This is a genomic window from Halorussus aquaticus, assembly GCF_024218795.1.
In the GTDB taxonomy this organism is placed as follows: Archaea; Halobacteriota; Halobacteria; order Halobacteriales; family Haladaptataceae; genus Halorussus; species Halorussus aquaticus.
Map to the genome: position 1 here is coordinate 786,900 of NZ_CP100400.1, position 24,102 is coordinate 811,001.

Here is a 24,102-nt window from a genome sequence, read left to right on the forward strand (position 1 = left end):
GCCCGCGAGACGTGGTCGGTACACCGTCTGTTTCGGCTACGAGAGGTGGGCGGTGACGTCGGTCGAGGAGACCATCCCGACGTAGTCGTCGTCCACGACCGGGAGGTGTTTGATGCCGTAGGTGGTCATCATCGCGGCGACCTCCTCCATGTAGAGGTCGGGCGTGGCGGTCTCCACGTCGGTGGTCATCACGTCGGAGACCTGCAACTCCGAGGTGTCGCGTCCGTCGGCGACGGCGTCGAGTACGTCCGTGCTGCTGATGATCGCCCGCGGCGTGGTCGTGACGACGAGCGCGCTGATGTCCTTCTCGCGCATCTGCTCGGCCGCCTCCATCACGGTCGCGTCCTTCGAAATCGTCTCCAGCGGCGCGGACATCACGTCCTCGACGGTCGGTCTGTCAGTAGTGGTCATACGTCTAGGAACAGAGCCACCGGTATGGTGTTTTCCCTCGGCGCCATCGAGTTCCCTCGGTCTCACTGCCGTCACTTCGGCACCACCGATACCCCTTCGCCCTCGGAGCGCCTTCCAGTTGATTTATGTCCCAGAGCGTGTAGCTCAGGACGTGCGCCGCTACCGCGTCGCTTTCGCTCTGGTGGTCGTCCTCTGTGCCAGCACGCTCGGCTACAGCTACGTCACCTCACCGGCCAACGCAGCGGTGACGACCTACGAGCGACAGGCCGAACTCCTGGCGGACGAGCGCGCGCCGGTCGTCCCGCCCACCGGGAACGTCACGGTCGTCGCCGGTCACGGGATGAAGGGCGAATCGGCGGCACTGGTCGCGTTCGGTCCGGACGGCAGAGTCCTCTACCACAACGACACGTACCACGGCTACTTCGACGTTGACCCCGTCGAGGGAACCCGGAGGACCGTCGAGTACGTCGCCGAACACGACTACGACGGCGGCGACTGCGAGGGGAAGTGTACAGTCTCCGTGGTCGAACGCCTCAACCTCTCGACCGGCGAAATCGAGCGCGTCTACTCCAGAGTCATCCCGGCCGACCGGGGGGCTAACTGGCACGACGTGGACCGACTCGGCGAAGACCGACTGCTAGTCGGGGCCATCAACACCGACGAGACGTACGTCGTCAACACCACGACCGGAATGACGACGTGGGAGTGGTCCACCAAGCAGTCCTACCCCATCGCGGGCGGCGGTCCCTACCCGGCCGACTGGGCACACCTCAACGACGTGGAGAAACTCGCCGACGGTCGGGTCATGACCAGCCTCCGGAATCAGGACTCGGTGGTCTTCGTGGACCCCCAGACGGGCGTGCAGGAGAACTGGACGCTCGGCGCTGACGGTGCTCACGGCGTCCTCTACGAGCAGCACAACCCCGACTACATCCCCGAGTCCGAGGGCGGCCCGGCGGTCGTGGTCGCCGACTCGCTCAACGACCGCGTCGTCGAGTACCAGCGCGAGGACGGCGAGTGGAACCGGACGTGGGTCTGGACCGACGAGGAGATGAAGTGGCCCCGCGACGCCGACCGCCTCCCCGACGGGAACACGCTCGTCGCCGACACGAACGCCCACCGCGTGCTGGAAGTGAACGAGACCGGCGAGGTCGTCTGGAGCGCGCCGTTCTACGCGCCCTACGAACTCGAACGACTCGGCACGGGCGACGAGAGCGCGGGCGGCCCCTCGGCCGTGCGGGCCGACCTCCAATCGCAGGGGGTGAACGGGAGCACCCCGCCTGCGACGACCTCTATCGCCGGATTCTCGCCCCGGAAGGTCACCAACAGCATCTCGTTCGTCCTCCCGATTTGGATGGGGTTCGCCGACGCCGCGGCCGCTCTGACTCTGGTCCTGACCGTGCTGGTGTGGACGGTCGCGGAGTACCGCAACTCCTCGCTGTCGGTGTCGTTCCGGTGGCCGGTCCGACTCCGGTGATTACCCCGGGTTCCCCCGCGACCGTCCGGCCGGATTCGCTCGCTCGACCAACCGCCGGAAGCGGCCGGGAGACCAACTGCGAGGCGGAGCGTTCGACTCCCACAACGAACACTTTTAATCCGTCCGGGCCAAGTCCGAGTGATGAGTTTGGACGACCATGCCGAGGACCTCGCCTCCGACCTCGGCGTCGACAAGGAGGAGGTCAAGGCGGACCTCGAGAACTTAGTGGAGTACAGCGTCCCGGTGGACGAGGCCAAGCAGAGCCTCAGGCGGAAGTACGGCGACGGCGGCGGCGGTTCGAGCGAACCCTCGCAGACCGACGTCGCCGACGTGTCCACCGAGGACAGCAACGTCACCGTCACCGCGAAGGTGCTGACGGTCGGCAAGCGCTCGATTCGGTATCAGGGCAACGAGCAGGTCATCCACGAGGGTGAACTCGCCGACGAGACCGGGAAGATATCCTACACCGCGTGGGAGGACTTCGGTCTCTCGGCGGGCGACACCATCACCGCGGGCAACGCCGGCGTCCGCGAGTGGGACGGGAAGCCCGAACTGAACCTCGGCGAGAGCACCAACGTCGCCTTCGAGGACGACATCGAGGTTCCGTATCCCGTGGGCGGCGACGCCGACCTCGCGGACCTCGAACCCGGCGACCGCGGCATCGACCTCGAAGTCGAGGTCGTCGAAGTCGAGCGCAAGACCATCGATGGCCGCGACGGCGAGACCGAAATCAAGAGCGGCGTCCTCGCCGACGAGTCGGCCCGACTCCCGTTCACCGACTGGGAGGCTCGGTCCGAAGTCGCCGAGGGCGCGACGATGCGACTCGAAGACGTGTACGTCCGGGAGTTCCGGGGCGTCCCCTCGGTCAACCTCTCGGAGTTCACCGAGGTCGCCCCGCTCGACCGCGAACTGGCGATTAGCGACACCGGCACGCGGATGACGGTCCGCGACGCGGTCGAGACCGGCGGCGCGTACGACGTCGAGGTCGTCGGCAACGTCGTGGCGGTCCGCGACGGGTCGGGTCTCATCGAGCGCTGTCCCGAGTGCGGTCGCGTCGTCCAGAACGGACAGTGCCGGAGTCACGGCGACGTGGACGGGCAGGACGACCTGCGCGTGAAGGCGATTATCGACGACGGGACCGGCACCGTGACCGCGGTCCTCGACGACGAACGCACCGAGGAAGTCTACGGCGGTGACGTCGAAGACGCGAAAGCTGAGGCCCGCGAGGCGATGGACAAGGAGGTCGTCGCCGACGAGATTCGGGACCGCGTCGTCGGCCACGAGTACCGCGTCCGAGGCAACCTCTCGGTCGACGACTACGGTGCGAACCTCGAAGTCTCGGAGTTCGAGCGGTCCGCTGACGCGCCCGCCGACCGTGCGAAGTCCCTGCTCGCGGAGGTGGCAGAATGAGTTCGAACGGCGACGAGAACGGGTCCGACTCCGACAGTCAGGGCGGCGCGGGTCGCCGCGAAGTCGCGTGGCGCGTCTTCGCCGCGGAGTACGACGACGCCGACTTCGACTACTCCGAGAGCGACGAGGAGCGCGCCCCCAACTACGTGGTCACGCCGACAGGCGCGCGAATCAACCGCCTGTTCGTGGTCGGCGTCCTGACCGAAATCGAGCAGGTCGGCGACGACGTGCTCCGGGCGCGGGTCGTGGACCCGACCGGCGCGTTCGTCCTCTACGCCGGGCAGTACCAACCCGACGAGATGGCCTTCTTGGAGAACGCGTCCCCGCCCGCGTTCGTCGCGGTGACGGGCAAGGCCCGGACCTTCCAACCGGAGGACTCCGACCGGGTGTTCACGTCGATTCGGCCCGAGTCCATCAACCGCGTGGACGCCGAGACGCGGGACCGCTGGGTGGTCCAGACCGCCGAACAGACCCTCTCGCGGGTCTCGACGGTCGCCGACGCCATCGACTCGGGCGAGCGCGGCGACGCGCTCCGGGAGGCCCTCGAAGCCAGCGGCGTAGACTCGGGACTCGCCTCGGGCGTCCCGCTGGCGCTCGACCACTACGGCACGACGAAGGCCTACCTCGCGGCGGTCTGGGACCTCGCCGTCGATTCGGCCAGAGTGGTCGCAGGCGAACTCTCGGCCGACGACGTGGGTCCGCTCGAACTCGCGCCCGGCGAGGGCGGCGACGAGGTGGCCGTGAGCCTCGACTACTCGCCGACCGACGACGGGGCGGGCGACCTCGCGGAACTGGAGACCGAGGCCGCGAGCGCTTCGGCGGAGTCGGCGGCGGAACCGCGAGACGAGACCTCCGAACCCAGCGACGATATGGACCCCGAAACCGAGACGCCGCCCGCTGAGGCCCGGACCGCGGCGGACGAGACCGAAGCGGTCCCCGAGGGGAGTTCCGAACCCGAACCGACCGAGGACGACGAGACGGACATCGGCGACTTCGGGACCGACGACGAACCCGAGACGGCCACGAGCGACGAACTCGGCGAGGCTCCGACTACCACCGTGGACGAGTCCGAGACAGACGCCGAGACCGAATCGGAGACGGTCCCGGAAACGGAGACTGAGGCGGCCCCCGAAGCGGCGGCGGACGCCGACTCCGAGGACGCCCCCGAGGTCGAGGACGCGGCGGAGGCGGCCGAACTGCAGGACGAAATCGGGACGAACGAACCGCCGACCGTCGAGTCCGAGCAGGAGACCTCGACCGACGAGTCGTTCGCGCCCGAGACCGACGACGACGGGCAACCCGAGGACGACGGCCCGGACCTCGGCACGGCCGGGGCGGGCGACGAGATGTACGAGTTCGACGAGGAGGAGCGCGAACAGGTCGAAGAGGAGTACGGACTGGAGTTCTCCTCGGGGAGCGAAGTCGAGAGTCCCGAGGAGTCCGAGATGGAGGCCCCCACCCCCGACCCCGAACAGGGTCCCGACGAACCGACGCCCGAGCGCGAGTCCGAACTGGCCGACGAGGACCCGAACGCTGGCGAACCCGCCGACCCGACCGCCGAGGAAGTGGATACCGACGAGCTACAGGACGTGGAGTCGGCGTCGGGCGGCACCGAGGAAGTAGTCAACGACGCCGACGCGGCCCCCGCAGGCGGGGAGACGGCCGCCGCGGAAGCGCCCGGCGCGTCCGTCGGCGAGAACGAGGCGGCCGAGTCCGACGGCGACGAGGCAGACGAGGAGTCCGCCGCCGACTCCGGCGAAGAGGGGACGCCCGAGAACCTCGAAGACACCGTGATGGACCAGATGCGCGAGTTGAACGACGGCGACGGCGTCGCCCGCGAGACGCTGCTGGCCGCGGTGGTGCAGGCCTACGACGTGACGCCCGCCGACGTGGAGGACGCGCTCGAAGCCGCGCTGATGGCCGGACGATGCTACGAGTCGGGCGAGGACACGCTCAAGCCCATCTGATGAGCCTCGTGGAACCGGTCCCCGGCGAACCAGCGGCGGTCGCCGAGGTGGGACCGGACGGCGAGCGTGCGCTGGTCGTCGCCGACTTCCACGCGGGCATCGAGCAGGCCCTCCGCGCCGAGGGCGTCTCGCTCGACAGTCGCGCACGGCAGCGACGCGAGCGATTGCTCGCGCTCGTCGCGCGAACCGACCCCGACCGAGTCCTCTTTCTGGGTGACCTGATGCACGCCATCGGCGACCCCGGCGGGGCCGAGCGCGGCGAAATCGAGGTCCTGCTGGAGCGCCTCGACGAGCGAGGCGTGGCCGCCACGCTGGTCAAGGGCAACCACGACGGCGCTATCGAGTCGTGGGCGGACCTCGACGTGACGGCTGGCGCGGGCGTCCGTCTGGGTTCGGTCGGGTTCGCCCACGGCCACACGTGGCCCACGCCGGAGGTCCTCGACAGCGACGTGGTCTGCGTCGGTCACGAGCATCCGGCGGTCCGACTGGAGGACGAGGTGGGCGGGAGCCGAGTCGAACGCGTCTGGCTCCGGGGGTCGCTGGCGGGCGCGGCGTTCGCCGAGCGCGAGGGCGGCGTCCGGGCGGGCGCGGAACTGGTGGTCTTCCCGGCGTTCAACGAACTCGCGGGTGCGACGTGGGTCAACGTCGAGGGACAGGAGTTTCTGGCCCCGTTCCTGCCGGAGGGACTGACCGACGGAGAGGCGTATCTGCTCGACGGGACGCGACTGGGCGAGTATCAGACCATCTGACTCGACGCCTCCTGCACCGCGGCGACGAGTTCGTCCGGCCGGTCCGAGCCCACGAACGTCGATTTACCGTCGGCCTGCTCGAAGCGGACGCCGCTCCGACCGCTCGCGGTGTAGGCGATACCGTCGGGACTCCAGCGGATGCCCCACCCGCCGTAACGGAGCGGACCGTAGCCAGTCTCCTGCACGTCCGCGAGGTCCGAGAACGGGATGCGCCTGAACGACCGGTGGAACGGCGCGAACTCGACGTAGATTCCGTCCTCGCGGACCTCGGTCCGGAGGGTGGCGACCCGGAGCAGGAGCGCGACGCCCCCGAGCGCGAGGAGTCGGCCGACCGTCTCGCGGGCCGACCGCTTCCCGCGGGCGAGGGCCACGAGGTCGGCGACTGCACGCAGGCCGAGCAGTCCCCAGACCCACGAGTGGCCGAGTTTCTGGTTCTCCCGGAAGTGGACTTTCGTCTCCATGGACCCACCTTCGAGACCGGGGCGAAAAGTCTTCGCGGCCGTCGCGGAACCTCGCGAGAGACCGGGACTTCGCTCCCCGAGTGCAAGACGATACCGGACCGGAACTGAGTGCGGACTGAAACGTCGTAGTTCGGGACCGAAAGTGGACCACCTGCCATCGGGAGCGGCCTCGAAAAACGCCGTCCGAGACCGACTCGTCAGATTTCGAAGGCAACGTGCTTATCACCCTCTAACCGCTAAAAACGACCAATGAGCGACGGAGCGGCCGCGAGTTCTGCGGCCTTCGCACAGTTCGGCGAGCAGGTGCGGGCGGCGCTCTCCGAACGCGGATTCTCGACGCCCACCGAGCCACAGCGCCGGGCGATTCCGCCGCTGGCACGCGGCGAGGACGCACTGGTCATCGCGCCCACCGGAACCGGGAAGACCGAGACGGCGATGCTGCCGGTGTTCGACGCGATTGCGGAGAACCAAGCCGAGAACGGTCCCCGGTTCGGCATCTCCGCGCTGTACGTCACGCCGCTGCGCGCCCTCAACCGCGACATGCGCCAGCGGCTGGAGTGGTGGGGCGAGGCGTTGGACCTCCGGGTGGACGTGCGCCACGGCGACACCACCGACTACCAGCGCCAGAAGCAGGCCAACGACCCGCCGGACGTGCTGGTGACGACGCCCGAGACCCTGCAGGCGATGCTGACCGGTTCGAAGCTCCGCAAGGCCCTCGAAGACGTCCACCACGTCGTGATAGACGAGGTCCACGAACTTGCCAGCGCCAAGCGCGGCGCGCAGTTGACCATCGGCCTCGAACGCCTCCGCGAGTTGGCCGACGACTTCCAGCGCATCGGCCTGTCGGCGACCGTCGGCGACCCCGAGGAGGTCGGCCGGTTCCTGACCGGCGACCCGGCCGAACGCCCCGCTCCCGAAATCGTGGAAGTGGACGTGGGGAGCAAGGTCGAGTTCGAGGTCCGGGAGCCCGAAATCACCGCGGAGGACGAGCGGCTCGCGGGGAGACTCGCCACCGAAGAGTCGATGGCGAGTCACGTCCGGGCGATTCTGGAAATCGTCGAGGACCACGACTCGACGCTGATATTCGTCAACACCCGACAGACGGCCGAGGCGCTCGGGTCGCGGTTCAAGGAGTTGGACGCGAACGTCGGCGTCCACCACGGGTCGCTGTCGAAGGAGGCCCGCATCGACGTGGAGGACGGCTTCAAGGCCGGGCAGATAGACGCCCTGCTCTGCACCTCCTCGATGGAACTGGGCATCGACGTGGGCCGCATCGACCACGTGGTCCAGTACTCCAGTCCCCGTGAGGTCGCGCGCCTGCTCCAGCGCGTCGGGCGCGCGGGCCACCGGAGCGAGGCGGTCTCTCACGGCACCATCATCACCAAGCATCCCGACGACACCCTCGAAGCCCTCGCCATCGCCCGGCGCGCGAAGGCGGGCGACGTGGAGGACGCCGAGATTCACGACGGGAGTTTGGACACCGTGGCCAACCAGATCGTCGGGTTGGTGATGGACTTCGGCGACCTCTCGGCGATGCGGGCCTACGACGTCGTAACGCGGGCCTACCCCTTCCGGGACCTCTCCGAGGAGGCGTTCAAGGCGGTCTGTCGCGAGTTGAAGAGCAACCGACTCGTCTGGCTCGACGAGGCCGAGGACCGACTGGAGAAGTCGAGTCAGACGTGGCAGTACTTCTACGCCAACCTCTCGATGATTCCCGACGAGCAGAAGTACACCGTCGAGGACATCGCGTCGGGGTCGCAGGTCGGCACGCTCGACGAGCGGTTCGTCGTTAACTTCGCCCAACCGGGCGAGATATTCGTCCAGCGCGGCGAGATGTGGCGCATCACCGAGGTGGACGACGACGAGGAGACCGTCAAGGTCTCGCCCATCGAGGACCCCGGCGGCGAGATTCCGTCGTGGGTCGGCGAGGAGATTCCGGTGCCCTACGACGTGGCCCAGGAAGTCGGCGAGATGCGCGCCGTGGCGGGACCCCAGTTCGAGCGCGGCGCGCCCCGCGAGGGCGTCGCCAAGGAGTTCACGAACCGCTACCCCACGGACGAGTACACCGCGAGCGAGGCGCTCTCGCAACTCGACCGCCACGCCGAGGCCGACGCCCCGCTCCCGACCGCGGACCGAATCGTGGTCGAACACGCCGCCCGGAAAGTCGTCCTCAACGCCTGCTTCGGCCACAAGGTCAACGAGACGCTCGGCCGGGTCCTCTCGTCGCTGGTCGGTCAGCGAACCGGGTCGTCGGTCGGACTGGAGGTGGACCCCTACCGCATCGAGTTGGACGTGCCCGCGAAGGTCAACGGGCAGGAGGTCGCGGCGGTCCTCCAAGAGACCGACCCCGACCACGTCGAGGCCATCATCGAGTTGAGCCTCAAGCACTCGGACTCGCTCAAGTTCAAACTCTCGCAGGTCGCGGCCAAGTTCGGCGCGCTCCGACGCTGGGACGGCGGTGGCGGCACGGGCGGCCCGCAGATGGACAGGCTGATGGCCGCCCTCGAAGAGACGCCGATGTACGACGAGGCGGTCCGCGAGGTGTTCCACGACGACCTCGCTGTCGAGCGGGCCAGCGAGGTCCTTCGCCGAATCCGGTCGGGCGAAATCGAGGTCGTGACGACCGGCGGCCGCACCCCGGTCGGGTCGGGCGGCGTCTCGTCCGGCCGGGAACTGCTCGCGCCGGAGAACGCCGACGCCAGCGTCATCCAGACGGTCAAGGACCGGATTCGGGACGACGAGGTCATCCTGCTGTGCCTCCACTGCGAGGACTGGAAGCGAAAGAAACCGGTCCGACGCGTCCGCGACCAACCGAAGTGTCCCGAGTGCGGTTCGACCCGCGTCGCCGCGCTCAACCCGTGGGCGGACGAGGTGGTCAAGGCGGTGCGCTCGAACGACAAGGACGACGAGCAGGAGAAGATGACCCGGCGCGCGTACAAGGCCGCCAATCTGGTCCAGAGCCACGGCAAGCGGGCGGTCGTCGCGCTGGCGGCCCGCGGGGTCGGCCCGCGGAACGCCGCCCGAATCATCGCCAAACTGCGCGAGGACGAGGACGACTTCTACCGGGACATCCTCGCGCAGGAGCGCCAGTACGCCCGCACCCAGTCGTTCTGGGACTGACCGGAAATCCGGCGTTTCCCGCTCGTAACTCCGATTCTCCGGTCGTAACCGACGAATGTCCGTGCGTTACGTGCTCCCAACAACGTGAACGGCCGATTCGCTATAAGACGCGACGTGATGCAGGTCCGGGCATGGCCGAGGACGGGAACCCACTACGACGACGCGACGTTCTCAGGGCTGGCGCGGCAGCGGGGGCAGTCGGACTTGGATGGGTGGCGAGCGGTGTCTCCGCGCAGGACCAGCGCGCCCGGAACGCCTACAGTTACAGCCTCCAGCAGGGGGACCGGTTCCGGGTGTGGCTCCGACCGCAGGACTCGGCGGGGAACGCTCGGACCGAGACCATCCCGGAGGACTGCACTGGCGGTCAGCCCGGAGAGTACCAGATATTCATCGTCCGAGCACACAGAGACGGAATCGACCTCGGATACGAGGGGCTGTTCGTGCCCTCGCAGGCAGTATCGGATCAGACGACCGGAACGACGACGACGGAGGCGACAGAAACGACGACGGAGACGACCACGACGGCGGATACGACGACGGAGACGACCACGACGGCGGATACGACGACGGAGACGACCACGACGGCGGATACGACGACGGAGACGACCGGAGAGACCGAGACGACTACGACGACAGAAACGACGACCGAAGCCGCGCTTCAAGAGGAGACGACGACGGCGAACGAAACGACGACATCGGCAAACGAGACAGCGACGACAACCGAAACGACGACACCCGCAAACGAGACGATGACGCCCGACGAAACCACGGCGAACGAGACGACCGTCCGAACGGACACGACTGCGGCGGAAACGACTCCCCCGGGTGAGTCCGGACTCCCCGAGATACAGGTCGGGGAGTGGTACCGCGTCACGACCTCGATACGCTGCGACGCTCTGTTCCAACTGTCGCTCGAACCCGCCGAACCGCGCGACGGCGGTACGGGGAGCTGAGTTCGGTTTCGAGGATTCGTCACCGCGCTCGTCTGTCGCAGTGGGTTACGCGTCCGCCCGTCCAGTGCTCTTCGACTCGAATTCTCTGCCCCCGCAATCGAGACTTTCAGCCGGGTAATCCGGACTCGTCTGCGGTAACGCGAGTTCCGCGCGTTCAAGCCGCGATGATTCCGGTAAACGGACGACTCGTATAAGACGCGACGCGTCGGGTGTCGGAGCATGGTAGACGAAGACAGCGCAACACGACGACGCGACCTGCTCAGGGCTGGCGGTGCAGTCGGCCTGCTCGGCGTCACGGGACTCACGGCGAACGCGGTTTCCGCTCAGGAGACGACGACGCAGGCGGGCGGGGAGGGCCGAGGCGGAACCGGCGTCTTCAGTTACAGTCTCGAAGAGGGCGACCTGTTCCGGGTTCGATTCCGACCCCGCGACCCCTTCGGCGAGCCTGCAACCGAGACCGTCCCGGCGGCCTGCCTCGGCGGCGACCAGTCCGCGGAGTACCAACTCTTCATCGTCCGGGCGTTCCGCGGCGACTCAGACGTCGGATTCCGGGGCCTACTGGCGCCGCAAGCGGCCCTCGCCGAGGACCTGCTCGAAACCACTACCGCCGCGGGCGGCGGGACCGAGGAGACGACGACCGCAGCCGCGATGCAGGACCAGACGACCACTCCGGCGGGTCAGGAGACGACGACGGCGGGCGGCGGACAGCTTCCGACGATACAACTCGGCGAGTGGTACCGGGTCGCCTCGTCGGAACCCTGCGACGGATTGAACCGTCTCACCATCGAGGCTACCGACCCACCGGAGACGACCCCCACTCCCGGAGGCGGCGAGACGACCACTCAGTAGTTCCTGCGCACCGAGCCGTCGAAATCAACGGTTGGCGTGTTCGGGACGACCATCGCTGAGTGCAAGACTGCGCCGAGGCGGCGCAGTAGAGAAGCGACGAGTCCGGAGGCGATACCCCGTCTCGGTTCGGTTACCTCGACTCGGCGCTCGCGGGGAGCCACGACCCGAGCAGTCCGGCGGTTCCGGTCGCCAACGCGAACACCCAGACCGCCGTCAGCGCGAGCGAGACGGCGACGACTACCGTCTGGACCCGCGTCGGCGGTTCCGAGAGCAGCGCGTCGGTGACGACGACCATCCCGGCGTAACTCACGGCGAACGGGAGCGCGAGGACGAGACCGAACGGCGCGAGGACGAGGTCGAGCCATCCCGGAACCGTGGCGACGAGCGTCGCGAGCAGGTAGGTCGCTGTCGCGGCCCCGAAGACGCCGAGGACCGCGAGCGTTCGGTCGGTCGGTCGGAACGCGAGTCTCGCGTACGGGTGGTGACTCGCCAGCGCCGACGCGTCCGCGAACGCCAGAACGACGACTGCGGCGAGGTAGGCTCCGGCGAGTCCGACGAGAGCGTAGCCTGCGTGGGCCGCGCCGAGACACGGACGGGCCGACGGACAGCCCATCGCGGCATCCCTGTACACGAAGTACAGCGCCGGGACGGCGACCGCGAGGAGCGGGAGGACGAGACTCCGGCGCGGGCGGAGGGCGGCGTACCAGTTCATAGCGTATCGTTGTGGGAGCGGAGAGATAAATCTGGGTCGGGGTCAGTACTCGACGAGTTTCGTCGCGGAACCGTCGTGGTCGAGCTGGGAGCCGTTGTTCATGTCGTAGTAGTCGTCGTCGCCGTACCAGTTCGACGCGCCGTCGAAGACGTCCTCGATGGCTGCTTCGGCGTCGTCGAACGACGTCGCCTCGTGCGGGACCGAACTGTCGACGTGGGCCGACCCGGAGACGTAGCCCTCGAACTCCCACATCTTGAGATGGTTGCGGCCGAGGAAGCCGAAGGTGCTCGTGGCGACTGACTTGTCCTGCTGCTCGAACTGGTTCGTCGCGCTGTTGTACGCGTAACGGTTGTACTGGACCACGTTGTCGGTCCACCCGTTGCTCGTCAGCACTCCGGCGACGTCGGCCGCCGACTGCTCGGAGATGACGTTCATCGGGGCCGCCGTCTCGTATCCGCCGTCGACCGCCTCGTACTCCCAGACGCCGTAGGGGTGGTCCTCCTCGTCGGGGTCGCGGGCCTGAACGCCGACACCGCCGGTCTTCCGGTAGTGGGCCTTCCACTCGTCCTCCTTCGCGTAGTAGGTGTCCCACGGTCGCTTCTCGGTCCGCGTGTCCCGGAGCGGCAGGTCGTCCTGCTCGGACTTCGGCCGGTCGAACGTCTCGGTCTTGGTCAGCACCGGCGGGGTGATGCCGTATCGCCGCCGGAGGTCGTCGCTTATCTTCCGTTTCGTGACGGTCACGCTGTCGGGTCGAATCTTCGCCTTGACGATTTCGCGGCCGGTCACGCGGAACTCCTCGGGGGCCGCCGAACCGGACGCCGCCGCGCTGGAGTCGGACGCGAGGGAGAGACCGAACGCACCGATACCCAGCGAGGCGATGCCGTTCATGAACTGTCGTCGAGTGCCGTCGTTCGAGGGACGGTCGGGGGAGTCGTCTGTCATACCTCGGATAGTTCGGTCAGACCGGCGCGCAATAAATTATTCTATTAGAAGAACTTAATTTAAGAATCCCTAACGAGGGTGCGGGTTGGCTCTATTGAAGTACGTACTCGCCGGTAGCGACCGTTCCCGAGCGCGGTCGGACGCCTCAGCCATCACTCCATGCTCGCCGCTACCACGAGTGGCGAGGCGACAGGAGAGCGTCGAAAGAAGAGGGAAAGTCGGAGTACCACCGCACGTCTCCGGCGAGTCGTCCCGAAAAACCGTCCCGCCGAGCGTGGATGCGGACGTGGCGGTGGTCGCCGACACTCAACTACTCGTCTCGGTCACCGTCCACCACTCGACGAGTTCGGCGGTTCGCTCGCGCTCCTGTTTCATCTGGTGGCGCGGCGACTCGCGCTCCTTGTCTTCGAGGGCGTTGCGCTCGACGATGTCCGCGGCGTTCTTGAAGGCGGCCTGCGCGCCGTACTCCTCGCCGGTCCCGGAGAACAACCCTTCGTCGGTGAACAGTCGTATCGTGCATCGGACGAACGGCGTCCCCCGATGCTGCTCCTTGTGCTTGTGGAAGCGGATGTTCGCTTCGAGGATGTCCATGTCCTTGTACTTCCCGTCGATTTCGTCGATTCGCGCGACTATCTCCTCGCGCGAGAGGACGTCTAACAGGTCCACGCCGAACACCTGCACGTCGGAGCGCTGCTCTTGCTCGCCGGTCCACGTCAGCGCCCGGAGCAGGTCGGTAATCGTCACGATGCCCGTTGGCGACTCGAACTCCTCCGGGACGACGATGAGCGACGAGTAGCCGTGGTCCTGCATCTTCGCGAACGCCTCGTCGAGTCCGGCGTCGAGCGGAATCGTCGCCGCTGGCGAGTTCATCACGTCGCGCGCGGGGAGGTTGGTCATCGTCGCCTCCAACCCCGACCGCTCGCCCCACCCGCCGTGGGTGCGGCCCTGACTCTTCGAGACGCCGCCGCCGAACGAGTCGGTGGCGTTGTTGTTGCCGCCCTGTTCCTGTGTCATCTTCCGAGTCGTGAAGTCCACGAGGTCGTAGAGGCTTATCATCCCGACCGCGTCGGTGCCGTCGATGACCGGGACGCGGGTGAACTTGTGGGTCCGAATCGTGTGGATGACCTTCCCGAGGACGGTGTCGGGTTCGACCGACACCACGTCCTCGGTGTACACGTCCGACACGTCGAGGGCACCGAGGTTGTCCTGCACCATCCCGAGCAGGTCCTTCGCGTTGACGACGCCCCGCAGGACGCCGTCGTCGTCGAGAACCGGGAGCATCTTGACCTGCCCCTCGACCATCAACCGCGCGGTCTCGCGCACGTCCTCGTCTCTGGCCACCGTCGGCGGGTGGCGCACCACCGACCGGACCTTCGCTTCGGGGTCGTGGTGCGAACTCACGAGGTCCTTGCGGGTGACGATGCCCTCGAACTTGTCGCTCTCGCCCCGGACGACGATGGCCTCCAACGTCTGGTCACCGTCGAAGATACCCCGAATCTTCCCCAGTCGGGTGCCCGGATTCACGTCCACGTACTCGGTCGTAACGGCGTCGGCGATATCCATGAATTCCCCACCTACCCGTGGTAGTGTCCAGTCGGGTTTGAACTTTCTTGCCGACGTGGCGACCTATCGAGCCAGCGACCTCACTCCAGCGTCGGGCGAATCTTTTCGACCGCGGCGTCGAAGTGCTTGCGCTGAATCCGAATCTCGTCCGCGTTCTGGTCGGCCTGCTCGACGCCCCACGCCTCGGCCGCCTCCCGAATCGCTCGCATCGAGGCGTCCCTGACGACCGACTCCAAGTCTGCGCCGGTGTACCCGTCCAGTTCCGCCGCCAACTCGTCCAGACTCACGTCGTCACCGAGGGGCTTGTCGTCGGCGTGGACCGACAGAATCGCCCGGCGGCCCTCCTCGTCGGGCGCGGGCACCTCGATGTGTTCTTCGAGTCGCCCGGGTCGCAGGAGCGCGCGGTCGAGCGCGTCCCGGCGGTTGGTCGCGGCCAGCACGACCAGATTCGGATTCTCGGCGAGTCCGTCCATCTCGGTCAGCAGTTGGGAGACCACGCGCTCGGACACCTCCGCGCCGCCGCCCATCCCGGACCCGCGTTCGCCCGCGATGGAGTCTATCTCGTCGAAGAACACGATTGCCGGGGAGGCCTGCCGGGCGCGGTCGAATATCTCTCGGACCGTCTTCTCGGACTCGCCGACGTAGCGGTCGAGCAGTTCCGGCCCGTCCACGTGGATGAAGTTCACGTCGCTCTCGCCCGCCAGCGCCCGCGCGAGCAGGGTCTTGCCGGTCCCCGGCGGGCCGTGGAGCAGGATGCCAGAGGGCGGTTCGGTGTTGGTCTTCTCGAAGAGGTTGCGGTACGCCAGCGGCCACTCGACCGCCTCGGTCAGCGTCTGCTTCGCCTCCTCCAGATTCCCGACCGCGTCGAACCCGATTTCGGGCGACTCGGCGACGAACTCGCGCATCGCCGAGGGGTCCACCGAGGCCATCGCGGTCTCGAAGTCCTCGCGAGTGACTTCCACCTCCATCAGCGCCGCGTCGTCGGCCCCGGCGTCGCGCGCCCGCCGGAGCGCGGCCATCGCGGCCTCGGTCGAGAGCGCGTGGAGGTCCGCGCCGACGAACCCGTGCGTGGAGGCCGCGAGTCGGTCCACGTCCACGTCCTCGGCCAGCGGCATCCCGCGGGTGTGGACGTCCAGAATCTCGCGGCGTCCGGCCTCGCCGGGCACCCCGATTTCGATTTCGCGGTCGAAGCGACCGCCCCGCCGGAGTGCGGGGTCGATGGAGTCCACCCGGTTCGTCGCGCCGATGACCACGACCTGTCCGCGGGATTCGAGACCGTCCATCAGCGAGAGCAACTGTGCGACCACGCGGTTCTCCACGTCGCTCTCCTCGTCGCGTTCGCCCGCGATGGCGTCTATCTCGTCGAAGAACACGATGGTCGGGGCGTTGTCACGGGCGGTCTCGAACACCTCGCGCAGACGCTCCTCGCTCTCGCCCTTGTACTTCGACATGATTTCGGGTCCCGACACCGTGACGAAGTGGGCGTCAACCTCGTTGGCGACCGCCTTGGCTATCATCGTCTTGCCGGTCCCCGGCGGGCCGTAGAGCAGCACGCCCTTCGGCGGATCGATGCCGAGACGTCGGAAGAGTTGGGGGTTCGACAGCGGGAGTTCCACCATCTCCCGAACGCGCTCCAGTTCGTCTTCGAGGCCGCCGATGTCCTCGTAGGTCGCGCCCGTGGGTTCCGCGGGGGTGCCGTCTCCCTCGCCGCCGACGGGAATCGAGACGCCGGACTCCGACCCGGCGCGACTCGCCCCGGTCGCACCCGACTCGGCCCCGCCCGACCCGGACGCCAGCGCCACCGACACGTCGGTGTCGTCGGTCACGCGGACCACCCCGTCGGGGTCGGTCGCGCCGACGCGGAACGTTCCGGCGTCGCCGAGGCGTTCGAGGCGAACCCGCTCGCCCTCCTTGAGTGGCCGGTCCTGCAGGGTGCGTTTGAGCGCCGATTCGAGCGTGTCACGGTCGTCCTCGTCGAACCGGGCGGTCGGCGCGAACGTCACCGACTCGGCGTTGGCGACCGAAATCTGGCGCACCGTCACCGCGTCGCCGATGCTCACTCCGGCGTTGGCCCGCGTCTCGCCGTCGATTCGGACGGTCCCGGCCTGCGCGTCGCTCCCCGCGGGCCACACCTTGACGACGGTGTCGCGTTCGCCCTCCACGACCACGGTGTCGCCGCTCAGGACGCCCAACGCCGACCGGGCCGACTCGGGGACGCGAGCGATACCCCGGCCCGCGTCGCGCTTCTCCGCGCCCTGGACGGTCAGCTCGACTGCGGCGGAACCCTTCGCGTTCATGTCAGTCTCTCGTAGCTCGTGCGTATTGAGGGTTCCCCTGTCGGCTCCCGACCGACGCGTCCCGCGACGAGCGAGGCGCTACGGAGCGACGACCCCGGGACAACTGATTTGGTCGCCGACACAGTATCACCCTAACATGGTCGTCAAAACCGAGCGCGACGAGATGACGTGGTACAAGTGCGAGGGGTGCGGGATGATGTTCGACGACGCCGAGGACGCCAAGCAACACGAGGCGAACTGCGACCACGAGGACCCCTCGTACATCCAGTGACCGCGCGTTCGCGGCGGCCGACGCGGACGAGACGACCCTTTCGCTGACGGACCGGTTGGCCTGTTTTCGACGGACCGTCTCTTCGGGCGTCACGAAGTGCGTCGCTCGTCTCGTCGGGTACCGTTCGCTCGGCGACCGGTGTCCCGAACTACAACCCGGCGCGGTCGCGGTGGTCGGCCGCGAGTTCAGTCGCCTCGGCCTTCGTCTGGCAGGTCTCCCATCGGACCTCGTCGCCGGACCCGTACGCCAGCGCGTCCTTGAGTTCGTCGCGCAGGACGCCAGCGCCGACTTCGAGCACGTCGCCGTCTTCGCCGAGTTCGTAGACGCCGTACTGCTCGGGCGCGGACCCGACAGTCTGCCGGTTCAGGTCCCGCCAGCGTCTCTGGAGTGGCATGGTGGGTCGGTCCTCGTCAGTCCTCGTTGACTATCTCGTAGGAGTTCTCGCCGAGTTCGTCCTCCTCGAAGACGAACACCCGGCCGCGTGCGGTCTCGGGGTCGGCCTCCACCTCGATGGCGTAGCCGTCCACGCGCACCGTGACGCCGGGGAACAGTTCCTCCTCCTCGCCGGACTCGAGCATCACCCGACCGACGCCGGTCGATTCGAGGATGTCGTCGTGGGTGTTGCGGTCGTTGACGTACATCATCACGCCCTCGGTCTCGGTCGGGTCCGTGACGAGAATCTGGACCAGTTTGCCGGGTTGGGTCCGGAGGGTGCCGGACTCCTTGGTCGGAACGCCGCGGTAGTAGGTCTCGCGGCCGTCGGTGTACTCCACGACGATGCCGTCCTCGGCCAACTCGACGCCGAGGGTGTCGGGGGCCACGTCGTTGCGTGCGCTCATGCCCGAATTTTCGGCGGGGTCGGGGAAAAGGGGTACGCTTCACAGCACGGACCGCTCGCGGGGCCGAATCGGGTTCGGGGATTGAAAGGATATTAAAGACCCTGCAGGAGTAGTTAACGGTAGATGGCTATGGGTTCGAAGGTCACGGTAGAGAATCTCCGCAGGATACTCCGGAATCCGCGAGTGGTTCTGGGGGAACTCGGGTGGCAAGCGATGAAGATCAACCGAAAACTGTCGGAGAAAGACGGGGTCCGCATCACGGACCGCGATTGGGACACCCTCGTGTTACTCGACGGTTGTCGGTTGGACACCTTCGAGAAGTGCAGTCGGTTGGACGGCGATCTGAGCGCCGTTCAATCGCTGGGGAGCCACAGCACCGAGTTCATCGAACGCAACTTCTCGGACGGTCAGTACCACGACACGGTGTACGTCTCGGCGAACCCGCACGTCGAGTCGCTCAAGGGGAGCGGGATATTCCACGACATCGTCGACGTGTTCGACTGGGGGTGGGACGAGGAGTTACGGACCGTCCCGCCCGAGACGATGGCCGAGGCGACCGTAGACGCCGCGGAGCAGTACCCGCACAAGCGGATCATCAGCCACTTCATGCAACCCCACACGCCGTTCATCGGGGAGACCGGACGGCGAATCACTCACGCCGGTCTCACCGGCGGAAACAGGGAGCAGTCGATGGGCGATTCGTCTGAACTCTCGCTCTGGATGCGACTGCGCTATCGGCTCTCGTCCGAAGATTTCGAGACGATTCGGGAGGCCTACGAGGAGAACCTCGAACTCGCACTCCCACACGTCCAGCGCATTCAGGACGCCGTCGGGGGGAAAGTCGTCGTCTCGGCCGACCACGGCAACATGTTCGGCGAGCGCATGCGACCCATTCCGGCCAAGATGTGGGGTCACCCGCCGGGACTCACCCATCCGTCGCTCGTCCGGGTTCCGTGGTTGACCATGCCCCACGAGTCCCGCAGAGAGACGAGAGCGGACCCGCCGCGAGAAGCGGCGGCGGCGATGGAGGACTCCCAAATGAACGAGCGCCTCCGGGCGCTGGGGTACAAGTAGGGTAGCGAACAGGGAGGAGGCTAACGGTCGATTCCGAGTTCTCCGATACCGCTCTTCTCCTCCGGTGTGGCGATTGCACGAACCACCAGCGTCAATACGCACCGCGAGAGAGTCCCGGGCATGAACGGCCGCGCGTCTGCGTTCGCGGCGGGGACGGTACTGAACGCCCTCGCCTGCGGCAAGGGGTCGGCGTTCGCCATCGACGCCGAGACGACCGCCGAGGTCGAACTCGACGATTCGGGCGTCGTGACCGGCGGGGTCGCGGAGGCCCCCGACGCCGACACGACCCTGATAGAGCGGTGCGTCGAACTCGTCCTCGCGGAGTACGCCGCGGACGCGCCCGGCGGCGACGGGATTTCGGGTGGCCACGTCCGCACCGAGAGCGAGGTGCCGATGGCGGCCGGACTCAAGAGTTCCAGCGCGGCCGCGAACGCGACGGTGCTGGCCGCGCTCGACGCGCTCGGAGTCGCCGAGGAGGTACCCCGCGAGGAGGCCTGCCGACTCGGCGTGCGGGCGGCCCGCGACGCTGGCGTGACGGTCACGGGCGCGTTCGACGACGCCAGCGCGAGCATGCTCGGTGGCGTCACCGTCACCGACAACCGGACCGACGAACTGCTCGCGCGGGACCCCGTCGAGTGGGACGTGCTGGTCTGGACGCCGCCCGAACAGGCCTTCAGCGCCGACGCCGACGTCGCGCGGTGCGAGCGACTCGCGCCCGTCGCGGAACTGGTCGCCGACCTCGCGCTCGACGGTCGCTACGCCGACGCGATGACGGTCAACGGGTTCGCCTTCACGGCGGCGCTCGGGTTCTCCGCCGACCCGATGGTAGAGGCGCTCCCCGACGTGCGCGGCGTCTCGCTGTCGGGCACTGGCCCGAGTTTCGTCGCTGTCGGCGAGCGCGCGGTACTAGAACAGGTTCGAGACCGATGGAGTCAACGAGAGGGTACGACATGGCTGACGACGACACAGAACGACCCCGCCCGGACGAGATGAACCTCGCGGAGCTCCGCGAGGAGATAGAGAGCATCGACCGCGAGATAGTCGAACTCATCGCCCGCCGGACCTACGTGGCCGAGACGGTCGCGCGGGTCAAAGACGAGCGAGACATGCCGACCACCGACGAGGACCAAGAGCAACGCGTGATGGACCGCGCGGGCGAGAACGCAGAGCAGTTCGACGTGGACGCGAACCTCGTGAAGGCGATTTTCCGGTTGCTCATCGAACTGAACAAGGTAGAACAACGGGAGTCTCGGTAGCCGAAACCGTTCTCTTCAGGCAGTGTACTGCTAGCCGAGAGGCCAATGCAGGCTCCGCTAGCTACGCTTCAGATTCGCGGCCGATAAATGATGTCGTGTGGGGGATGGGCGTCATCGTGAGGTGGTTACGGTGCTTCGAGTGATGTCGGAAGTTCAGAATCCACAGCGAGAATCACCGACAGATGGGACTCCGTTCGATCGAGCTGAGCTGTCGGCTCTGCCAACTGTCGCTCGGGGTCGTATCGGACGAGTCCGGCATCGGCTAACTTCGGGAGGTGGACGTGATGCAGCCCGGTCCGAATCTGGCTCAGTGTCTCGCCAGCGGACTCTGCCGGTGATGTGTGGGAATTGTGTTGGACGATTACCGTTGCGAGGTCGTCTATCGAGAGCGACTGGTGCTGTTCAGTGAGTGCCGCGAGAACGATGCGACGATGCTCGTGTTCACAGACGTCTAGAACCGTGTCTAACTCAGGTGTCCCAACCATACGCTTCTTTAACCAGCCGACGCGGTTCACCGCTGTTTTTGGGTACACAAACCGTTTAAATGAGGTTCACTCTAGCGAGCGGAATTCGGCCAGCGAACTACCGAGAACCGAACTGATTCCGCGTCGGAGTCGGGACGCGACCGCCTGCTGTGAGATGCCGAGTTCGTCCCCGAGTTCGGCCATCGTCACGTCGCGCGGGGTGTTGAAGTAGCCCCGCTCGTACGCGAGTATCAGCGCCTCCTGTTGGGTGTCGGTGAGTGCGGTCTCGGCCTCCGATTCGATTGGCGTGAGGGCGTGCAGTTTGGTGAGCGTAATCGGGATGCCCAACTCCCGGCACCGCTCTTGAAAGGCCGCGATGTCACGTCGGTCGTCACCCCGAATATCGAACGTCCACTGCTCGTTCGTGCCGACGGCCTCGATGAGGGGCACTTGCGTCTCCATCAGCGTGCTCAGCACGCCGTCGTACTCCAGCGCCCACTCGACACGTAGTAGATACTCGTCTGCCACGGAATCGACGAGTCGAATGTTCTCCACGCCCGGATGGTCGAGAAACGCGCCTTCGATGTCGTCCACTTCGGTCCCCCGAACCCAGAAATAGGGAATGACGACGTCTTGGGCCGGGATGATTCGCTCCAGTTCGACCGTCACTCCCGGTAATCGCTGGAACACGGTTCCTAGGGGGAACTGGTCGGACGGGACCGTAAACGTCGCTTCGGTAGCCATTGTCGGTCTGTCTCGCTCCGTCAGTAAAGGGCTGGCGTCCGAGGAGACGGGCCGAGAGCGAACAGCCGGATTGGACTCCGTTTCAGTTCTCGTCTCCCGGTTCGAGTGACCGGCGTTCTCTCTCGAATCGCGCCCCTCGTACCACCTCGTCCTCTCGTCGGTCGAACTCGACCAAGCCGTCTGATTGTAGCTCGGGGAGATGGACGTGGTGGAGTTCGTAGACGAGGGTGAGATACTCCTCGCAACTCAGCCTCTCGTCACGCCGGGTGATCGGTGTCGCGTCCAGCGTTTTCTCCTCGTCCAACTCAGCCAACACCCGTTGTCGTTGTTCTCGGAGAGCCATCTCGAAGTCTCCGCCACTCGTCGCTTCCCGCTCAGCGTTCCTCATTCTCCAGCGGTGCCGACTACGTCGGTATCCAGTGAGTCGGCCTCTATCGTTCCGTCACCGAACACGGTCACCTCGAACCCTTCGTAGCTGAACGACGTGTGTCCCTTCCCCCGCCGAGTGTCGGTTATCTCCCGGAACCGTCTCTCGAATGCATCTCCACCGATCGAGGAATACAGTGGAGCCAGACGGTCCGGGTCCTCGTCGAGAACGGTCGCTACCAGTGCGACCACTGCCAGACTGGCAGAATCCCGATTTCTGTCGTACACTGCCCGAAACAGCCCTCGATTCGTATCGAATTCGATGGCCGTCATCGAGTCTACGAGTTCGAGACAGCCGCGCGTATCCGGAGGTAAGCTCATGCCCTAGCACAGGCTTCACAATTGGTTGAGGGTGGCTGTTGCGTGCGCAACATTCCCTTATATGCTGTCAAGGGTCACTCCTGTGGGGTGATGAGTGCACTCGCCACGAGTCGCCGAAGGCCACGCTGTAACCGTGAGGAGACCGCCTGCCGGGTGATACCCAGTTCGTCTGCAAGGACCTCTTGGGTGGCGGTGCGCGGCGCGTCGAAGTACCCTTTGGAGTACGCTAGTACGATTGCTTTGCGTTGGCCCTCAGTGAGGTCGTACTCTCGATCTGACTCGAGGGACGCGAGAGCGTGAAGTTGGGTGAGTTCGATAGGGATGTCGTGTTTTCGGCAGTACGTTTGGAACTCGGAGAGTTCCTGTTGTTCGTTCGCGCGCACTTCGAACGTCCACCGTTCCTGATTTCCCATCCCGGAGAGCAGCGTGACGTCGGTGTTGACGATTGCCGTGAGAACGCTCTCGTGGTCGAGGTTCCAATCGACGCGAACGAACATCTGTCCCTCTACCTCGTCGATTACCGTCACCTGATCGACTCCGATGTCGTCGCTCAAGTCGGTGGTGAGGGAGGCGGTGTCGTCGGCGTAAATCCAGAAGTAGGGGATGACGGCCTTACTCGTGGGGACGATTCGGTCGAGTTCGATGGTGGCGTCAGTTAATTGTTCGAAGACGGCGCTCAGGGGGAAATCAGCTTGGTCGATAGTGAAGGAGGCTTCGATGGACATAGGCACTTGTTAGTCGTTCGTCCCTTTGAGTCAGTCGCTGCCGAACCTCGTTCTCACATGCGGGACTGGACCTTGCCGGTGACATGGGATGGTTCTGAACGAGACGGAACTCGAGGACGAACCCGGACACGTCTTCTTCGGGATGATAGTAACCAGACTCAGGGGGGACGCGGAAAAACGCACAAACTCGTGGAACACGAGTTATCGAGTCGAACAATCGGCTCGTGGACACGCGTTGTCACCACCGCCGAGTCAATCACGTCTGGGGCGACCGATTCGACGAACTCGTCGATGCGTCATCTCCAGGCATCTCACGCTAGCGAACCTATTCGCTCTCGGAATCTTTCCACGTCTCCGGGTCACCCTCACGGAACTCTCCCTTCGCGTGTCGTTCCCGAGGCCAGAACGCGATTCCGAGCGCGGCCCCGGTGAACGCCGCGACAGCGCCGACCACGACGGGACCGGGAACGACAGCGATTCCGGCAGTCGCAAGCCAGTCCTGCCGAGGCGTAAATGCCGTAATCCGGAACGTCCAGGCGGCGAGGAGCACTCCGAGCAGGGCGAGATAGATGCGTCGAAGTCGGTTCGCCAGTGCCTCGCCGAGGGTGACCTTCAGCGTCGGTCTCCGGTAGTCCTCACTGAGTTCTGCTCGCCAGTCGGGATGTTCGACGCCCTGTGACGGGTCGAGGGCGTTCGCGAACAGGTTCTGCTGGAGCAATCGAATGCGCGAGCGGTAGACGTCGTAGTTCCGGTACCGTCGGGCTTCGATGCCGAGGAAGACGGTGACTATCACGATTCCGACGAGCAGGACGTAATGCGGGTTGTCTGGATTCGAAAACGCCCACGTGAGGATTGCTGCGATGACCGTCACCGCCCACGTTGTCGCCTGGTCGAGACGTTGCCGCCACGTGGTCGCTTGGTCCATCTCGCCCCGGTAGGCGTGCGCCATCACCGAACCGAGGCCCGTACTCTGGTCGACCATCTCGCGCCCGATTTCGCGTTGGTCGCGTGCTGTCGGGTCGAACTCGTCGCTGTTCGAGTCACTCATATCGGTGTCTACGTCTCTCGTTC

At 66.4% G+C, this 24,102-nt stretch carries 25 protein-coding genes; 11 read left to right on the forward strand and 14 right to left on the reverse strand.

Translation table 11 applies throughout. From position 1 onward, the window contains the following. Positions 1 to 36 precede the first annotated feature (36 nt). Complete coding sequence (locus tag NGM06_RS04150; RefSeq protein WP_254269065.1) at positions 37 to 411, reverse strand: CBS domain-containing protein; 375 nt, start codon at positions 409 to 411, stop codon at positions 37 to 39. A gap of 151 nt (positions 412 to 562) precedes the next feature. Here NGM06_RS04150 and NGM06_RS04155 point away from each other — a divergent pair, with 151 nt between their 5' ends. The 4 genes from NGM06_RS04155 to NGM06_RS04170 all read left to right on the forward strand — a co-directional run bounded on the left by NGM06_RS04155 (position 563) and on the right by NGM06_RS04170 (position 6,014). Further along, a complete protein-coding gene (locus tag NGM06_RS04155; RefSeq protein ID WP_254269066.1) occupies positions 563 to 1,888 on the forward strand; it encodes an arylsulfotransferase family protein in 1,326 nt (441 codons plus the stop codon). Between the two features lie 141 nt (positions 1,889 to 2,029). Then, complete coding sequence (locus tag NGM06_RS04160; protein ID WP_254269067.1) at positions 2,030 to 3,298, forward strand: Single-stranded DNA binding protein; 1,269 nt, start codon at positions 2,030 to 2,032, stop codon at positions 3,296 to 3,298. Beyond that, positions 3,295 to 5,265 carry a hypothetical protein gene (locus NGM06_RS04165; RefSeq protein WP_254269068.1) on the forward strand — a complete coding sequence of 657 codons (1,971 nt, stop codon included), beginning with the start codon at positions 3,295 to 3,297 and terminating at the stop codon, positions 5,263 to 5,265. Before NGM06_RS04160 ends, NGM06_RS04165 begins: the two co-directional genes overlap by 4 nt. Beyond that, positions 5,265 to 6,014, forward strand: coding sequence for a metallophosphoesterase (locus NGM06_RS04170; protein ID WP_254269069.1), 750 nt, complete (start codon positions 5,265 to 5,267; stop codon positions 6,012 to 6,014). The genes NGM06_RS04165 and NGM06_RS04170 overlap by 1 nt, the downstream gene beginning before the upstream one ends. Here the strand turns inward: NGM06_RS04170 and NGM06_RS04175 are convergent. Then, positions 6,002 to 6,475 (reverse strand): hypothetical protein, encoded by a 474-nt coding sequence (locus NGM06_RS04175; protein ID WP_254269070.1) that lies wholly within the window; start codon positions 6,473 to 6,475, stop codon positions 6,002 to 6,004. The genes NGM06_RS04170 and NGM06_RS04175 overlap by 13 nt on opposite strands. 249 nt (positions 6,476 to 6,724) lie before the next feature. Here NGM06_RS04175 and NGM06_RS04180 point away from each other — a divergent pair, with 249 nt between their 5' ends. The 3 genes from NGM06_RS04180 to NGM06_RS04190 all read left to right on the forward strand — a co-directional run bounded on the left by NGM06_RS04180 (position 6,725) and on the right by NGM06_RS04190 (position 11,397). Beyond that, entirely contained in the window at positions 6,725 to 9,595 is a 2,871-nt protein-coding gene (locus tag NGM06_RS04180) for a DEAD/DEAH box helicase (RefSeq protein WP_254269071.1), read from the forward strand. Positions 9,596 to 9,726: 131 nt separating this feature from the next. Continuing rightward, positions 9,727 to 10,548, forward strand: coding sequence for a hypothetical protein (locus tag NGM06_RS04185; RefSeq protein ID WP_254269072.1), 822 nt, complete (start codon positions 9,727 to 9,729; stop codon positions 10,546 to 10,548). 219 nt (positions 10,549 to 10,767) lie between these two features. Then, positions 10,768 to 11,397, forward strand: a complete 630-nt coding sequence (locus tag NGM06_RS04190; protein ID WP_254269073.1) for a hypothetical protein — start codon at positions 10,768 to 10,770, stop codon at positions 11,395 to 11,397. A 130-nt stretch (positions 11,398 to 11,527) separates the two neighbouring features. On the opposite strand, the gene NGM06_RS04195 is transcribed toward NGM06_RS04190, so the two are convergent. From NGM06_RS04195 to NGM06_RS04210, 4 genes are all read right to left on the reverse strand, one after another. Then, positions 11,528 to 12,109, reverse strand: a complete 582-nt coding sequence (locus NGM06_RS04195; RefSeq protein ID WP_254269074.1) for a hypothetical protein — start codon at positions 12,107 to 12,109, stop codon at positions 11,528 to 11,530. Between the two features lie 42 nt (positions 12,110 to 12,151). Further along, the gene (locus NGM06_RS04200; RefSeq protein WP_254269075.1) at positions 12,152 to 13,051 is read right to left on the reverse strand and encodes a hypothetical protein; all 900 of its coding nucleotides are present in this window, start codon (positions 13,049 to 13,051) and stop codon (positions 12,152 to 12,154) included. Positions 13,052 to 13,357: 306 nt separating this feature from the next. Then, positions 13,358 to 14,614, reverse strand: a complete 1,257-nt coding sequence (locus tag NGM06_RS04205; protein WP_254269076.1) for a CBS domain-containing protein — start codon at positions 14,612 to 14,614, stop codon at positions 13,358 to 13,360. Between the two features lie 80 nt (positions 14,615 to 14,694). Then, a complete protein-coding gene (locus tag NGM06_RS04210; protein ID WP_254269077.1) occupies positions 14,695 to 16,911 on the reverse strand; it encodes an AAA family ATPase in 2,217 nt (738 codons plus the stop codon). 136 nt (positions 16,912 to 17,047) lie between these two features. Here NGM06_RS04210 and NGM06_RS24110 point away from each other — a divergent pair, with 136 nt between their 5' ends. Continuing rightward, positions 17,048 to 17,182: a DUF7128 family protein gene (locus NGM06_RS24110; protein WP_256567997.1), complete on the forward strand. Its 135-nt coding sequence runs from the start codon at positions 17,048 to 17,050 to the stop codon at positions 17,180 to 17,182. 148 nt (positions 17,183 to 17,330) lie between these two features. Here the strand turns inward: NGM06_RS24110 and NGM06_RS04215 are convergent, their stop codons facing one another. Then, positions 17,331 to 17,576, reverse strand: coding sequence for a DUF7508 domain-containing protein (locus tag NGM06_RS04215; protein WP_254269078.1), 246 nt, complete (start codon positions 17,574 to 17,576; stop codon positions 17,331 to 17,333). Positions 17,577 to 17,592: 16 nt separating this feature from the next. Continuing rightward, positions 17,593 to 18,021 carry a DUF5796 family protein gene (locus tag NGM06_RS04220; protein ID WP_163520817.1) on the reverse strand — a complete coding sequence of 143 codons (429 nt, stop codon included), beginning with the start codon at positions 18,019 to 18,021 and terminating at the stop codon, positions 17,593 to 17,595. A 123-nt stretch (positions 18,022 to 18,144) separates the two neighbouring features. On the opposite strand from NGM06_RS04220, the gene NGM06_RS04225 reads away from it, so the two are divergent. The 3 genes from NGM06_RS04225 (at position 18,145) to NGM06_RS04235 (ending at position 20,351) form a co-directional block, all read left to right on the forward strand. Further along, positions 18,145 to 19,095 (forward strand): alkaline phosphatase family protein, encoded by a 951-nt coding sequence (locus tag NGM06_RS04225; RefSeq protein ID WP_254269079.1) that lies wholly within the window; start codon positions 18,145 to 18,147, stop codon positions 19,093 to 19,095. Positions 19,096 to 19,215: 120 nt separating this feature from the next. Beyond that, the gene (locus tag NGM06_RS04230; protein ID WP_254269080.1) at positions 19,216 to 20,088 is read left to right on the forward strand and encodes a shikimate kinase; all 873 of its coding nucleotides are present in this window, start codon (positions 19,216 to 19,218) and stop codon (positions 20,086 to 20,088) included. Next, on the forward strand, positions 20,046 to 20,351 hold the full coding sequence (locus NGM06_RS04235; RefSeq protein ID WP_254269081.1) for a chorismate mutase: 306 nt from the start codon (positions 20,046 to 20,048) through the stop codon (positions 20,349 to 20,351). Before NGM06_RS04230 ends, NGM06_RS04235 begins: the two co-directional genes overlap by 43 nt. 125 nt (positions 20,352 to 20,476) lie before the next feature. Here NGM06_RS04235 and NGM06_RS04240 read toward each other — a convergent pair whose 3' ends face one another. The 6 genes from NGM06_RS04240 to NGM06_RS04265 all read right to left on the reverse strand — a co-directional run bounded on the left by NGM06_RS04240 (position 20,477) and on the right by NGM06_RS04265 (position 24,079). Then, complete coding sequence (locus NGM06_RS04240; protein WP_254269082.1) at positions 20,477 to 20,866, reverse strand: DUF7344 domain-containing protein; 390 nt, start codon at positions 20,864 to 20,866, stop codon at positions 20,477 to 20,479. A gap of 36 nt (positions 20,867 to 20,902) precedes the next feature. Next, positions 20,903 to 21,559, reverse strand: coding sequence for a helix-turn-helix domain-containing protein (locus NGM06_RS04245; RefSeq protein WP_254269083.1), 657 nt, complete (start codon positions 21,557 to 21,559; stop codon positions 20,903 to 20,905). An 82-nt stretch (positions 21,560 to 21,641) separates the two neighbouring features. After that, on the reverse strand, positions 21,642 to 21,902 hold the full coding sequence (locus NGM06_RS04250) for a hypothetical protein (protein WP_254269084.1): 261 nt from the start codon (positions 21,900 to 21,902) through the stop codon (positions 21,642 to 21,644). A 41-nt stretch (positions 21,903 to 21,943) separates the two neighbouring features. Then, complete coding sequence (locus NGM06_RS04255) at positions 21,944 to 22,306, reverse strand: HalOD1 output domain-containing protein (protein ID WP_254269085.1); 363 nt, start codon at positions 22,304 to 22,306, stop codon at positions 21,944 to 21,946. Positions 22,307 to 22,380: 74 nt separating this feature from the next. Next, positions 22,381 to 23,031, reverse strand: a complete 651-nt coding sequence (locus tag NGM06_RS04260; protein ID WP_254269086.1) for a helix-turn-helix domain-containing protein — start codon at positions 23,029 to 23,031, stop codon at positions 22,381 to 22,383. Between the two features lie 325 nt (positions 23,032 to 23,356). Next, complete coding sequence (locus NGM06_RS04265) at positions 23,357 to 24,079, reverse strand: DUF2270 domain-containing protein (protein WP_254269087.1); 723 nt, start codon at positions 24,077 to 24,079, stop codon at positions 23,357 to 23,359. Between the last annotated feature and the right edge of the window lie 23 nt (positions 24,080 to 24,102).